Annotated in this window: 14 protein-coding genes and 1 pseudogene; 6 read left to right on the top strand and 9 right to left on the bottom strand. The window is 70.3% G+C overall.

All coding sequences use genetic code 11. From position 1 onward, the window contains the following. Nucleotides 1-15 precede the first annotated feature (15 nt). Nucleotides 16-723, bottom strand: a complete 708-nt coding sequence (locus F0L68_RS18670) for a PIG-L deacetylase family protein (RefSeq protein WP_149850884.1) — start codon at nucleotides 721-723, stop codon at nucleotides 16-18. A gap of 380 nt (nucleotides 724-1103) precedes the next feature. Here F0L68_RS18670 and F0L68_RS18675 point away from each other — a divergent pair, with 380 nt between their 5' ends. The 4 genes from F0L68_RS18675 to F0L68_RS18690 all read left to right on the top strand — a co-directional run bounded on the left by F0L68_RS18675 (nucleotide 1104) and on the right by F0L68_RS18690 (nucleotide 4263). Next, nucleotides 1104-2120 carry a class I SAM-dependent methyltransferase gene (locus F0L68_RS18675; protein ID WP_223198919.1) on the top strand — a complete coding sequence of 339 codons (1017 nt, stop codon included), beginning with the start codon at nucleotides 1104-1106 and terminating at the stop codon, nucleotides 2118-2120. A 69-nt stretch (nucleotides 2121-2189) separates the two neighbouring features. Further along, nucleotides 2190-3080 carry a diiron oxygenase gene (locus F0L68_RS18680; RefSeq protein ID WP_149850885.1) on the top strand — a complete coding sequence of 297 codons (891 nt, stop codon included), beginning with the start codon at nucleotides 2190-2192 and terminating at the stop codon, nucleotides 3078-3080. 37 nt (nucleotides 3081-3117) lie between these two features. After that, on the top strand, nucleotides 3118-3960 hold the full coding sequence (locus tag F0L68_RS18685; RefSeq protein ID WP_149850886.1) for a class-II aminoacyl-tRNA synthetase family protein: 843 nt from the start codon (nucleotides 3118-3120) through the stop codon (nucleotides 3958-3960). A gap of 63 nt (nucleotides 3961-4023) precedes the next feature. Then, a complete protein-coding gene (locus tag F0L68_RS18690) occupies nucleotides 4024-4263 on the top strand; it encodes a phosphopantetheine-binding protein (RefSeq protein WP_149850887.1) in 240 nt (79 codons plus the stop codon). A gap of 62 nt (nucleotides 4264-4325) precedes the next feature. Here the strand turns inward: F0L68_RS18690 and F0L68_RS18695 are convergent, their stop codons facing one another. Beyond that, the gene (locus F0L68_RS18695; protein WP_149850888.1) at nucleotides 4326-4982 is read right to left on the bottom strand and encodes a maleylpyruvate isomerase family mycothiol-dependent enzyme; all 657 of its coding nucleotides are present in this window, start codon (nucleotides 4980-4982) and stop codon (nucleotides 4326-4328) included. 40 nt (nucleotides 4983-5022) lie between these two features. Then, nucleotides 5023-5226 (bottom strand): heavy-metal-associated domain-containing protein, encoded by a 204-nt coding sequence (locus F0L68_RS18700; RefSeq protein ID WP_149850889.1) that lies wholly within the window; start codon nucleotides 5224-5226, stop codon nucleotides 5023-5025. A gap of 99 nt (nucleotides 5227-5325) precedes the next feature. On the opposite strand from F0L68_RS18700, the gene F0L68_RS18705 reads away from it, so the two are divergent. Continuing rightward, complete coding sequence (locus F0L68_RS18705; RefSeq protein WP_149850890.1) at nucleotides 5326-6162, top strand: class I SAM-dependent methyltransferase; 837 nt, start codon at nucleotides 5326-5328, stop codon at nucleotides 6160-6162. Nucleotides 6163-6223: 61 nt separating this feature from the next. Next, complete coding sequence (locus F0L68_RS18710) at nucleotides 6224-6997, top strand: GNAT family N-acetyltransferase (protein WP_149850891.1); 774 nt, start codon at nucleotides 6224-6226, stop codon at nucleotides 6995-6997. A 39-nt stretch (nucleotides 6998-7036) separates the two neighbouring features. Here the strand turns inward: F0L68_RS18710 and F0L68_RS18715 are convergent, their stop codons facing one another. From F0L68_RS18715 to F0L68_RS18740, 6 genes and pseudogenes are all read right to left on the bottom strand, one after another. Beyond that, complete coding sequence (locus F0L68_RS18715) at nucleotides 7037-8779, bottom strand: serine/threonine-protein kinase (RefSeq protein WP_149850892.1); 1743 nt, start codon at nucleotides 8777-8779, stop codon at nucleotides 7037-7039. A gap of 156 nt (nucleotides 8780-8935) precedes the next feature. After that, nucleotides 8936-9118, bottom strand: a pseudogene (locus F0L68_RS18720) (GNAT family N-acetyltransferase); the annotation flags it as partial. Between the two features lie 83 nt (nucleotides 9119-9201). After that, entirely contained in the window at nucleotides 9202-10008 is an 807-nt protein-coding gene (locus tag F0L68_RS18725) for an LLM class F420-dependent oxidoreductase (protein ID WP_149850893.1), read from the bottom strand. 63 nt (nucleotides 10009-10071) lie between these two features. Further along, nucleotides 10072-11295, bottom strand: coding sequence for an aminotransferase class V-fold PLP-dependent enzyme (locus F0L68_RS18730; RefSeq protein WP_149850894.1), 1224 nt, complete (start codon nucleotides 11293-11295; stop codon nucleotides 10072-10074). A gap of 33 nt (nucleotides 11296-11328) precedes the next feature. Then, nucleotides 11329-12606 (bottom strand): ATP-grasp domain-containing protein, encoded by a 1278-nt coding sequence (locus F0L68_RS18735; RefSeq protein WP_149850895.1) that lies wholly within the window; start codon nucleotides 12604-12606, stop codon nucleotides 11329-11331. Further along, nucleotides 12599-13858 (bottom strand): MFS transporter, encoded by a 1260-nt coding sequence (locus tag F0L68_RS18740; RefSeq protein ID WP_149850896.1) that lies wholly within the window; start codon nucleotides 13856-13858, stop codon nucleotides 12599-12601. Before F0L68_RS18740 ends, F0L68_RS18735 begins: the two co-directional genes overlap by 8 nt.

Here is a 13858-nt window from a genome sequence, read left to right on the forward strand (position 1 = left end):
GTCCGGTCAGTCCGGTCAGGCGGTCGACGCGACCTGGAACGACTCGGCGAGCCGCCCCGGCCGAAGTCCCGCACGGCGCGCGTTGTCCCCCAGCCACCGGCGAAGCTGCTCCTCGAGGTCGGCGAGGTGCGCGGTCTGCGAGGCGTGTTCGCGCAGGGCGGCCAGCTTCAGCTCGAACACGTCGGTCACGTCGACGTGGTGATTGGGCCGAGGACCACCGAAGATCCAGAGCTGCGGCACGGCAAAGGCTTCCAGGCCCTCGTTGTCGAGAAGTTCCCGATGGGCCAGCGGATTGCGCGCCTCGGGGTAGGCGACGCGCAGCGCCGCCTCGCCGGTCACCCGGTGGTCGGGGTGACTGTCCGGCATCCGCTCCCAGTTGATTTCCGGGCTTGGCATCACCATCCGCTGCGGCCGGACCTGGCGGACGACCCTGGCGAGGTCGCGGCGCAGCGGCCCGGACAGCTCCAGTTCCCCGTCTGGGTAGCCGAGGAACCGCACGTCCTCGACGCCGACGACCTTCGCCGCCGCCGTCTGCTCGGCGCGCCGGACCGCGGCGACGTGCGCGCGGGAAACGCCGCCCGCCGACCAGCCCGCGTCGCCGTCGGTGACGACGCAGTAGGTCGTCTCGACGCCCTCGGCCGCCCATCGGGCGACAGTTCCCGAAGCCAGGTAGTCGACGTCGTCGGGATGCGCGGCGACGACCAGTGCCTTTCGCGTGATCATCGGGTCGGAATCCATTGTCACAGATACCCCTACGCTATGACGTTCATCAAAGCAACCTCGGTAAGTCGGGACTTCTGCGGCACGCCCGCCGTTCGGACCAGCCGACAATGTGGCATTGCGCCCAAGACCCGAGTGCGATCTGCCGTAATGTCTGTCCCAGAACGAAACCGCTGCACCGCAACGCCTGCGAGCTACCTGCGAGAACTGTGCTTGCACGGAGTACCATACTCCCCTAGGGTAGCGAGAAGGCAAGGTCCACGACCTGCTCCGCCCTCTGGGGAGTTACTGGGCGGCACATCGCAGGTCGAGTGCGTCATTTCGACTGTGCTCAGGAAGGCTCGTTCATGGCGGGAGATCCAAGCTTAGATTTCCAGCAGAGAATGATCCGCGACGCGGCGACGGCACTGCACGCGATCACGGTCTCCATCGGTCGCAGGCTCGGCATTTACCAGCAGCTGGCTGGACAGGGACACCTGAGCGTCGACGAACTCGTGCGGCGCACCGGAACCACCGAGCGCTACCTCAGAGAATGGCTGCACGCCCAGGTCAGCGCCGGTTACCTCGAGCACGATCCCGTGGCCGACACCTATCTGCTGCCCGACGCGCACGCGCCGGTGCTGACCGACGAGGACTCCCCCGCGTTCGGCGCCGGGTTCTTCCCCGTCCTGCAACACCTCTACGCGACCGAGGACCGGCTGGTCGACGCGTTCCAGCACGGCGACGGGGTCGCGTGGCACGCGCACAACCCCGCCTTCGACTCGGCGCTGGCCAGGTTCTTCCTGCCGAGCTACCGCGCCAACATCGTGCGCAACTGGCTGCCCGCCCTCGACGGCGTCGTGGACACGCTCGCCTCGGGCGGCACGGTCGCCGACATCGGGTGCGGCGAGGGATACTCGACGCTGCTCATGGCGGAGGCCTTCCCGCGCGCCACCTTCCACGGCTTCGACTACTCCGCCGAGCCGATCGCGCGGGCCAAGGCGATGGCCGACGAACGCGGGCTGTCCGGGCGGGTGCAGTTCGACACCGCGATGGCCGACAGCGACACCGGCCGCCGCTACGACCTCGTCACGTTCTTCAACTGCCTGCACGACATGGGCGACCCGGTGGCCGCCGCGCGGCAGGTGCGCGACAGCCTCGCGCCCGGCGGCACCTGGATGTTGGTCGAACCCAACGCTTCTGCGGACCTCGACGCGAACCGCCACCCGGCGGGACGCCTGTTCATGAGCCTGTCCGTGGTGATGTGCCTCCCCGCCGCCGCCGCGCAGCAGGGTCCCTACGCCCTCGGCAACCACGCCGGCGAGGACGTGCTGGAGGACATCGCCCGGCAGGCGGGCTTCACGCACTGGCGACGCGCGGCGGAGACGCCCTTCAGCGCCGTCTACGAGATTCGCCCCTGACCGACAATCCCTGCCGGCACACCGACGACGAACTCGCGACCGCACAGCCACTGACCACCTGGGGGACACATGTCTGCCGTCGATTCAGCGGTAACCGACCGGTTCATCGAGATCCTGGACCGGTTGGGCGAGAAGTCCATCGAGGACTACTACAACCCGTACCAGATGTTCGTCTGGCCCGACGAACTGCCGGAGGACATGTTCTGGATGAGCCAGGACCTTGTCTCCGCGCACGGCACCGACCTGGCCGAGGAGCTCGGCCCGTCCGGCATGAGGTCGCTGTCCAAATGGGAGAGCATCAACTTCTACAGCCTCAACGTGCACGGCATCCGCGAGCTGCTCACCGAGGTCATCTCCCGCATCCACATGCCGGGTTTCGAGGTGCCCTCGGACTTCTTCCACCACTTCATCGGTGAGGAGAACGAGCACATGTGGTTCTTCGCCGAGTTCTGCCGGCGCTACGGGAAGAAGATCTACCAGTCGGGCGCGCCGAAGCTGAGCCGCGTCGAGGACACCGACGTGGAGAACTTCCTGGTGTTCGCGCGGATCCTGCTGTTCGAGGAGATGGTTGACCACTACAACCTCGCGATGAGCGAGGACGAGTCCCTGCACGAGACAATCCGCCAGGTCAACCGGATCCACCACCAGGACGAGTCGAGGCACATCGCCTTCGGCCGAGAACTAGTGTCGCTGCTGTACGGCACGCTCCGGGACCGGCTCGACGAGGCCCGGCTCCGCGAGATCGAGGGCTACCTGAAGCGCTACCTCGTCTACAGCATCCAGTCCTTCTACAACCCCTACGTGTACCGCGACGCCGGCATCGCCGACTCGCTCGGATTCCGCGGCCGGCTGCTCGCCGACGAACGCCGGCGGCCGTTCGAGCGCAGGGCGGTCCGCAAACCGTTGTCGTTCCTGGTCAGGACGGGAATCTTCGCCGACGACGTGCTGCCGACGGTGTGAGCGGACCCGCCCCTGGCCCATCCGACCGGAGGAAGCCATGAGCACACCCGATGTCGCCGCCGAACCCGACGGGCTCACGGTCCTGCACCCCGAGGCCGCTGGGCTGCTTCGCCTACTGGACGGGATCTTCGAGGGTTGGGGCACCGCACGCGGCGCGCTCTCGATGATCATGCCGGCCGTGCTGCCCGCGACGCAGCTAGCGCACCTCGACGTCTACGAGAACTTTCCGCACCAGGCTTTCCTGGTCAGCACGCTGGACCTGGCCGGGGACGGCGCGAGCGCGTTCGACGCGGCGGCGGGCTCCTTCCCCACCGCCGCACTGCGGCCGGCCGCCTTGGCGCTGCCGTCGGCCGCCTGTTATCCCGTCTACCTGCACTACACGGGCGACACGATCCCGCAGGACACCACCGTCACCGTGCTGGGGCGCTGCTTCCGCAACGAGGACCACTACAGCGAGCTACGCAGGATCATCGGCTTCCACATGCGCGAGATCGTGGCGATCGGCAGCAGGGAGCACGTCGAGCAGCACCTCGAACACTTCGGCGAGCTGATCAGCCGGTTCGCCGAGGCGCTCGACCTGCCGCTGCGCAGGGAGGCCGCCACGGACCCATTCTTCGACGGCGACGGACCGAGGGCGCTGCTGCAACGGCTGGCCCCGGTCAAGCACGAGTTCCTCGTCGGCGAACTCGCCATCTCGTCCGTCAACGCGCACCGCAACTTCTTCGGCGAGAAGTGCCGCATCAGCACCGCCGACGGCGACCTCGCCTTCTCCAGCTGCGTCGCCTTCGGGCTCGAACGCTGGCTGTCCGTGCTGGAGGCCCGCTTCGGCGGCTGGGACGCCGCGGTCGACGCCGTGCTGACGGCCAGCGCCGAACTGTGACACGGCCGCCGGGCCACCGACTCCGCCGAGACCAAGCGCAACTATCCGAGGAGGAGCTGCAACGTGACGAGCAGACTTGACCCCGTCAGGGAATGGATCCTCGCCAGACATCCGGAGCTCGACGACCTCGACTCCCACCTCGACCTCATCGAGAACCGGCTCATCGACTCCCTGACGTTCATCGAGTTCGTCTTCCTGATCGAACAGCACAGCGGCGAGTCCATTCCCATGGACACCATCCAGGTCGACGACTTCAGGACGCTGAACAGCATCGGGAAGCGGTACTTCCAGCTGACCGACTAGCCTCGCGCGGTCTAGTGGGTGGTGGCGGGCGGAGACACGCCCGCCACCACCCGTCGCCGTGCTCAGCCGTAGATCACCAGCTCGGCGGTCCGCACGCCGGCCAGCAGGTACCGCGCGGGATCGGCGGGACGGCCGGTGTACAGCCGAATGAGCGTCGGCAGGTCGGTGATCAGCTCGACCGACGACCGTCCACAGTCGACACCACCGAGCTCGAAGTGCCGGTCGGGGAGGACCACGTGCACCGCAGGCTTCTTCTTCACCCGGTCGGACAGCGCGAGGATCGCCAGCGCCTCCTCGACACCCGCGCTCCCGTACGGGTCGGGCAGGCCGAGCGCGTCCCGCACGTCCCCACCGTGCACCCACTCGCCCAACGCGATGATGTCCAGGTCTCCGCCCGCGGCGGCGATCGCGGGCGCCGCAGCGGTGTAGCCGCTGGCGAGTTCGGCCAGGACGCGCGACACCGGCCAGTGCCGTCGGTCGAGCACGTCCTGCTGGTTGCGTTCCGGACTGAAGTCGTGCAGCTGGTCGGTCGCGATGCGGCTCAGCGCGGCGCCGCAGTGCGCGAGGACGTCGCGCACCGACCAGCCGCAGCACGAGGTGAGGCGCTCGAAGTCCGTCTCGGGGATGTCCAGCAACAGCGGCAGCAAGCTGTCCCGCTCGGCGACCAGCAACCGGTTGGCCGCGTCGGGATCTCTGGAAAACTCAGCCAGGTCGACCATGCCCACGTCTCCACATGTGGTTTCCCCTACCGTCGCCCGGTCACGCGATCTCGTAGCCCGCGCCCTGCACGGCCGCGCGGACCGCCGAGGGGTCCACCGTGTCCTCGGCGGTCACGGTGACCTCGCCGGTGGAGATGTCGACGTCCACGTCGCGCACGCCGGACACGCTCTCGACCGCGGTCGTCACCTTGTTCATGCAGCCGCTGCACGTCATGCCCTTGACGGCGTAGGTGGTCGTGCTCATCGCCCTCTGCTCCCCTCACGTCCGCTGGCCGGGTGTCGGCCGCAGTCCGCCCAATAAACCACACCCCCGTACGGTATCCATCCAAAGGAAAGGTCAGTCATGGAAGCAGTCTCGTACACGGCACAGTGGACCGCCGCCGCCCGCGCCCTCGAGTCGGAGCGCCAGGACCGCCTGTTCGACGACCCGTACGCGCGCACCTTGGCCGGCACCGAGGGCTTCTCCTTGCTGGACCGCTACGTCGGCGCCGGCACGCTGACGTTCCTCGCCATCCGGACCAACTACATCGACGGCAAGGCGCTGCGCCTCGCCCACGAGCGCGCCATCCGCCAGGTCGTCTTCGTGGCCGCCGGGATGGACACCAGGGCGTACCGACTTCCCTGGCCCGACACGATGACCGTCTTCGAACTCGACCGTCCCGCGCTGCTCGACGCCAAGGCGGAGCTGCTCGCGGCGAGCGGGGACCCCGGTCGCTGCGACCGGCGGGCCGTCCCCGTCGACCTCGCCGGCGAGTGGGCCGACGACCTCCGCGCGGCCGGGATGCGGCCCGACCAGCCGACGCTCTGGGTGATGGAGGGACTGCTGTTCTTCCTGCCGGAACAGGCCGTGTGCCGGCTCCTCGCCACCATGCGCGCCCTGTCGACGGCCGACAGCGTCCTGATCGGCGACGTCGCCAGCCGCGCGTCGCTGACCAACCCGCTCGCCGGCAAGTTCCTGCGCGCCCTCGCGGCGGACGGCGCGCCGTGGCAGTTCGGCACCGACGACCCCGCAGGGTTCCTGGCCGACTGCGGCTGGGCGGTGACCGACCTCAAGCAGCCCGGCGAGGAGGGCGCCGCCTTCGGCCGCTGGCCCTACCCCGTGCCGCCGTCCGAGGTGCCCAACGTGCCGCGGTCCTTCCTGTTCACGGCCGACCCCTCGGCCGGTCGCGATTCGGCCTGACGCGGCGGCCCGGGGAGTATCGGGAACGCGCTGACCGAGCCGGCCGCGATAGCCTGCCGCCGTGACGCCGACGACGCAGCTCGCCAGAATGGTCGCGTTCGAACTGGAGTTCGCCCGCCGCCAGGCGACCAGGGTGTTGGCCGTGCCGGGCGGCTTCGCCGTGCGCCACGCGGACTTTCCCGTGTCGCACAACAACAACCGGCTGCTCGTCACCTCGGCCGCCGACCCGGCCGAGCTGCTCGACGCGGCGGACAGCGTGCTGTCGGACGTGCCGCACCGCATGGTCACCGTCTACGACGACGACCTCGGCGCGGCGTTCGCGGGCGCCGCCGTGGCCGCCGGCTACGAGCACATCCCGCTCGTGGCGATGGCCCACGCCGGCGACGACCCGCCGGCGCCCGCCGTGCCGGTCGAGGCCCTCGACCTGGCCACGCTGATCCCGTCGCTGCGTCGCGACTGGCGGCTCGCGCTGCCCACCGTCCCCGAGGACACGATCGACCAGCTCGCGCGGCGGGTCGCCGTCCGGCTGACCGGCGCCGACGAGGTCCGGTTCCTCGGCGTGGTCGGCGATTCCGGTCACGTGCTGGCCAGGACCGACCTGTACCTCGAGGACGGCATCGGCCAGATCGAAAACGTCATGACCTCGCCGGAGCATCGCGGCCAGGGTTACGGCCGCGCGGTCGTGCGCGAGGCACTGCGCCGGGCGCGCGCCGCCGGGTGCGAGCTGATCTACCTGGTCGCCGACGAGTCGGACTGGCCGGCGCAGTGGTACGGCCGCCTCGGCTTCTCGACCGTCGGACGGGTGCACGAGTTCATTCGGGAGCCGGCCGTGTAGCCGCGCGGTCGGTTGGCGACGAGGCCACCCGGCGGCGGATCAGTGGTTGCCGCTGTAGTTGTCCGGCCCCACCACGTCGACGGCCCGGTGGGCGGCCGCGTCAACCCACTGCTCGACGTCCGGGTCCACGCCGAGGTTGATGTAGAGCGCCAGCGCGTGGATCAGGTACCGGTGGTTGTTGGTGACGTACCCCGCCTGCGTGGCGCGGCTGATGTCCTCGTTGTCGTTGCAGATCTGGGAGCCTGGGCCGTCCTTCGGGCACCAGATGCCCCACGCGTTGGAGTAGGCCTGCTTGAGCTGGTCGTGCGCGGAGGCCGCGGTCTGCGTGTCCGCCAGCGGCGCGACCACCACCGACACCAGGATCTTGTTGGCCTCGTCGATGTACTCCCCCGAGATCTCGCTCCCGCAGTTGACGCTGCGCAGGACGCTCTGCACGCTGTCGGACTCGAACTCGTTGACGCAGTTGTGCACGCCGCTGCCGCGCAACGTGTAGCGGACGTTCTTCGAGTCGGTGAACGACTCCGGGAGCTGCGCCGCGGCCGTCAGCGGGGTGCGGTCGGCGGTCTCCCGATCCAGGCTGGCCGGGTCAAAGGTCGGGGTGGTCGGCCGGGCCGCCCGCGTCGTCGGCGTCGTCGGCGGCGCGGAGGGCTCCCGCGTGGTGGACCGCACGACCGGATCGTAGGTCTGTCCGACGGCCGGCTGCTGTGCCTCGGTCGACGAACCCGAGCGGAACGGCCCCAGGTGCCACGGCACGAGCACCATCACCAACAGCGCCACACACACGACCGCGGCCACCGCTCCCCACGCCGCCAGGTGCTTGTTCCCGGCGGCCCTCGGCGGCGGTCCGCCAATCGGTGGCGGCATGGAGTACTGGATCGGCGGCGCGTCGGCAGGCGTCGACGGCGTGGCAACGAGCGTCGGCGGCGGCGCGGCGAGCATCGACGGCGTGGCGACGAGCGGCGGCGGCGAGTCGAGCAGGGCCCGCGCCTCCTGGATGGTCGGGCGCCGGTCCGGGTCCTTGTCCAGCAGCTTCGTGATCAGCGGGGCGAGGGCACCCGCCTGGCTCGGCGGCGCGGCCTGCTCGAACAGGACCGCGTGCAGCGTCGCGACGGGGTTGTCGCGGCGGAACGGCGAGACGCCTTCGACGGCGTGGTACAGCGTCACCCCGAGCGAGTAGAGATCGCACGGCGGGCCGCCGTGCTCGCCCCTCGCCCGCTCCGGCGCGACGTACTCCATCGAGCCGATGAACGCCCCGGTGACGGTGATCGCGGTGTCGGACTGGTGCACGGCGATGCCGAAGTCGGCCAGCAGCACATCCCCGTTGTCGGCGAGCAACACGTTGGCCGGCTTGACATCCCGGTGCACGATCCCGGCGTCGTGGGCCGCGCCGAGCGCGGTCAGCAGCGCCGCCGCGATCCGCGCCGCGGCGTCACCGGGCAGCGGCCCGTGCTCGCCGACCTGCTGGGCCAGGGAGCGTCCCGTGACGAACTGCATGACGATCCACGGGGCCTCGTCCTCGATCACAACGTCGTACACCGTCACGATGTTGGGATGGTCGCGCAGCCGCACCGCGTTGCGGGCCTCCCGCTTCGCGCGGGACAGCCGCTCCTCCTGCTCAGCGTCGGAGACGGCGGGCGGCAGCCAGACCTCCTTGACCGCGACGTCGATGTCCAGGTCCTCGTCGTGGGCGTGCCACACCTGGCCGAACCCGCCGGACCCCACGGTCTCGATGAGCCGATACCGGCCGCCCACCACTCGACCCGGCTGTGTGTTGCGCGCCATCGTCCCCTCGCCGTTCTGGGCCCGACAGACGCCTGCTCGAACGGGCTGAGGCTACGAGGGTAGCGACGGCCGATGAAATTCCGATGACATCGCCCGGCCGACCGGCCGGCACCGCCGCAACGGCGTCCCGTTCCGGCCTCCCGGCGGTCGCCCGGCTCAGCGCACGAGCTCCTCGGCGAGCAGGTCGAGCAGCAGCCCGTCGCGCCACACCCCGGACTGGTCCCGCGAGTACTTCCACAGCACACCAACGGGTTTGAAGCCGACCTTGCGGTAGCAGGCGATCGCGGCCAGGTTCGCCGCCTCGGGGTCGATCACGAGCCGGTGGAACCCGTGGTCCGCGCAGCTCGACTGGCGTCGTCACGCGCACATCATGACACCGCGAAGCGCCGGGCGAACCTCGGTTTCGAGCAGGCGAGACCGCCCTAGCCCAGCAACGTCCCCAGGTCGTCCAGTGTGGACAGCACCGCGGATTCGTCGCCTCGGACGGGAAGCAGGCAGCGGTCGACGCCCGATTCGGCGAACTGGTCGAGCAGGCCCCGGTCGTTGGGCACCCCGAACAAGGTGACCGGCACGCGGCGTCCGGCGCGGTCGCGCAGCCGGTCGATGCGCTCACGCAGTTCATCGACCGTGGCGAGCGGGCCGCACTGGGGCAGCCATTCGTCGCCGTAGTCGAGGACGCGGTCCTCGGCGCCAGGGCCGTTGCCGCCGACCAGCACCGGCACGGGACGCGTCGGCTTGGGCCACGACCAGATGGGGTCGAAGTCGATGAACTCGCCGTGGTACTCGGCTTCGTCCTCAGTCCAGATCGTCCGGATGGCCCGCACGTTCTCGGCCATCAGCGCCATGCGGGTGCGCGGGTCGACGCCGTGGTTCGCCATTTCCTCGCGGTTCCAGCCGGCACCCACGCCGAAGAGCATCCGCCCGCCGGACAGGTCGTCGACACTCGCGACCGCCTTGGCCGTGATGAGCGGATCGCGTTGCGGCACAAGACACACGGCCGTGCCGAGCATGATCCGGGAGGTGGCCACGGCGTCCGCGGCGAGCGCGACGAACGGGTCGTAGGTCCGGGCGTAGCCCGCAGCCGACTGGCCGTCGCCGCGCTTGCTGCTGACCGGAATGTGCGTGTGCTCGGGGTAGAAGAGCGACTCGAAGCCGCGTTCCTCGACGGCCCGACCCAACGCGCCGGGCCGCACTCCGTAGCCGTTGAACATGATCACACCAAGATCCATTACGGCATTGTGCACTCCGTGATCCGATCCGCACAGCCATTTCCGCTTGGTTGAGGAGAGGCCTTAGGCCTCCCCCGTCCCGACGACGATGTCCCGCAGCCGGCCGCAGAACTGGTCGATCTCCTCGACGGTGTTGTAGTAGTGCACGGACGCGCGCAGGGCCTGGCCGAGCTGCCGCGACTCCATCGCGACGCACGCCGCGTTCGCCAGGCAGACCCAGACGTTGATCCGCAGCGCGCTCAGGGCGGCGCGCAGCCGCTCCGAGGTGTGGCCGTGCACCAGGAACCCGACGATGCCGCACAGGTCGTTGCGCTCGTCGACGCGGTCGAGCAGCTGCACGCCGGGCACGGCCGCCAGGGCGAGCCGCAGGTGGTCGGCCAGCCTTGCCGTCCTTGCCCAGGTTCTGGCCGGGTCGAGGGCGAGGGCGTAGTTGACCGCGACACCCAGCCCGAGCTTTGCGGCCGCGTTCACCTCCCACGTCTCGAAGCGTTGCGCGCCCGACGCCAGCTCGTAGCGCGTCCCGCCGAGCCAGCGCGCGCCGTCCAGGCCGACCATCGCGGGGTCGACCCGGTCGAGCGCGCTTGGTTTCGCGTACAGGAAGCCGGTTCCCCGCGGGCCGCGCAGGTACTTCCGCCCGCACGCGGAAAGGAAGTCGCAGCCGATCTCGGCGACGTCGATCGGGAGGTGGCCGGCGGACTGGCAGGCGTCGACCAGGTACAGCGCCCCGAACTCCCTTGCCACGGCGCCGATCTCGGCGATCGGGTTCACAATCCCGGTGTGGCTTGGCACATGCGTCACCACGACGGCCCTGACCCGCTCGTCGAGCGTGGCGCGCAGCGCCTCGGCGCTGACCCTGCCGAACTCGTCCTGCGGCAGGATCTCCACGGTGGCCCCGCTGCGCTCGGCGACGCGCAGCAGCGACAGGTAGTTGCTGCCGTACTCCTCCGCCGAGGCCAGGATGCGGTCGCCGGGACGGAACGGGATGGCGTAGAACGCGCGGCTCCACGCCTGGGTGGCGCTCTCCGTGATCGCCACGTCGTCGGGTCGGCAGCCGATCAGCCGCGCGATCGCCCGGTACGGCTCGCGCAGTGCGGCCTCGTTCCGCTCGGCGGCCTCGTATCCGCCCATGGTCGCCTCGAGCCGGAGCTGCTCGGTCATCGCGTCGACGACGGGCGCCGGCATCAGCGCGGCGCCGGCGTTGTTCAGGTGTGTCACCAGTTCGGCCCCGGGTGTCTCCCGGCGCAGGAGGTCCACGTCGAGCTCGGTGTCGGTCTGTGCGCCGATCATGTGCGTCCCCGCCCTTCCGCAGCCGGAACGCCGTCAGCAGTAGACCGGGCGGAGGACGCGCTCGGCCTCCCGCAACGCCCGCAACACCTCGGCCCTGTCTTCGCCCCTGGCCAGCACCAGGGCGAAGTAGGAGGCCGGATTCTCCGGGTACTTGACCACCAGGTGGTCGCCGGGCCGCGACATCCAGCGGATCCCGATGACTCCCGGCATGCGTTCCACCTCCTCGACGCCCTCGAACCGCTCGATCCGCCCGGTTCGCTCGGCCATCAGCGGAGTGAACCCGGCGTGCCCGCGCCGCCCCTGCGGACCGCGCGGGCGTTCGCCGAGGACGGCGCGCAGGTATTCGAGCGGCCCCCACACGCCGGTGGACTCGCGAATCGACTCCTGCACGTAGGCGGTGGTGCCGCCGAGCCGCCCGTTCACCTCGATGATCTTGGGCCCGGCGTCGGTCACCCTCAGCTCCACGTGCGCCGCGCCCACGGTGGCGCCGAGGGCCCGCAACGCGTTGACCGCAGTGTCCACCACGTCCCGCTGGACGGCCTGCGGCAGGACGGAGGGTGTCACGTAGGTGGTCTCGAAGAAGTGGTGCTCCGCGAACGGGACCGGCTTGTCGTGGATGGCGAGCGCCTCGAAGACTCCGTCGCCGTACACGAGATCGATGGCCACCTCCTCGCCGGTCACGTACTCCTGCACCAGGACGCCGCGCAGGTTGGGGTAGAAGAAGATGTGCCCGAGGTTGGGCGCGGAGAACTGGCCGTCGGTGAACTCCCGCACCCGGTAGAGATCGTTGACCAGGGTAAACGCCGCGTCCAGTTCGGCATCGTCGCGCACCTTGATGACGCCTTGGCTGGACGCGCCGGACTGGGGCTTGACCACCAGCGGGTAGCCGAGTTGCCTCGCGGCGGCGCGCGCCTGGTCGAGCGTTGTCGCCAGCAGCGTCACTGGGGTGCCGACGCCGGCCTCGGCGAGGATCCGCCCGGTCAGGAACTTGTCGCGCATTGCGCGCGCCGCCTCAGGAGAGTTGCCCGGCAGCCCGAGTTCCTTGGCCAGCCGGGCGGCCACGTGCAGGCTGCCCTCGTGGAAGGTGGCCACCGCGTGCACCTCGCCGTGCTCCGCGATGTAGCCGAGGACGGCGTCGAGCACGGCGTCCTCGTCGAGTTCGTCGACGGGCAGGTGGCAGTCGAACGCGGCGGGGTCGCGCGGCGGCGCGGCGGCCACGAGCACCACCTTCAGCCCCATCTTCCTTGGCGTGTGCAGCAGATCGGGGTTCAGTGACGACGAGATCATCACCAGCGTCTTCTGGTCAGTCATGGGTGCTCCCGGTCGGACTGTCGTGCGGCCCCGACTCGTGCCGGACGCCGAGGAACGCGGCGAGCACCGCCGCCGCGCTGACGAGCAGGCAGAGTCGCCAGACGTCGGGGCCGAACGCGTGCCAGCCCAGCGTGCCGAGCACGGGGCCGACCGCGAAGGCCGCGCCGATCACCGCCCCGAAGGCACCGAGGTAGCGGCCCCGCTGGTGGTCCGGCGTGATCTTCGCCGGATAGGCGAACAGGGTCGGCGCGCCGAGGATCTCGCCGGCCGACCAGACCAGGGTGGCCACGACCAGTCCAGCAACGCCGCCCGTGACCGAGTAGAGGCCCATGCCGACGCCGATCAACGCGCAGTGCAGCATGATCGTCGGGCGGGCCGGCCAGTTCTGCGTGACGGTGGTCAGCGGCAGCTCGAACAGGGCCACGACGGCGCCGTTGATCGCGATGAGCACGCCGTAGGTGGCGGTGGACAGCCCGAGCGCGCGCACCTGGAGCGGCAGCGTGGACAGCTGCTGCACGTAGACGGCCGAGGACAGCAGGGCGGCGGCCAGGAACAGCATGAACCGCCAGTCGGCGAACAGGCTCGCCCTGGCCGGCGACGGACTTTCCGCTTCCGTGCCAACGGTTTTCGGGGTTTTCGGCGGTCGCCCGGCGGCCCGGTCCGCCGGGAGGACGACGAGCGCGAGCGCGGCGATCGTGACCGTCACGACGCCCTCGATCCAGAACAGCGCGCCGAAGCTGAACTGCACGATGAGGGCGCCAAGCAACGGGCCCGCCGTGGCGCCGAGGTTGCCGGCGAGCCGCTGCATCGCGAACACCATCACGTAGCGGCCCCGGGACGTGTGGTCGGCGAAGGAGGCGGCCGACGCGGGGCGGAACGCCTGGTTGCCGACGCCGATGAGCACGACCAGCGCCAGGATCCCCTGGTAGTTCCCGACATAGAGCACGACCACCGTCAGCGCGCCCGTGACGACACTCGACGCGGCGATGGTGAGCCGGGCGCCGATCCGGTCGACGAGCCAGCCGCCGACGACGCCACCGACCGCGCCGCCCGCGCCGTGCAGACCAAGCGCGAGTCCGGCCTGACCGGCCGAGTAGCCCAGGTGCGCCAGGTACAGCACCAGGAACACCTGGAGGAACGCGGCGCTCCGGTTGACCAGAGTGCCAAGGAGCAGGGCGCGCACCGGCGCGGAGGTCTCGCGCAACGTCCGCAGGACCCCGGTGCCGGCCTCGGTGTCGGTGCTGCGCGACAT

This window comes from Solihabitans fulvus, from assembly GCF_008386585.1.
Taxonomy (GTDB): Bacteria; Actinomycetota; Actinomycetes; order Mycobacteriales; family Pseudonocardiaceae; genus Solihabitans; species Solihabitans fulvus.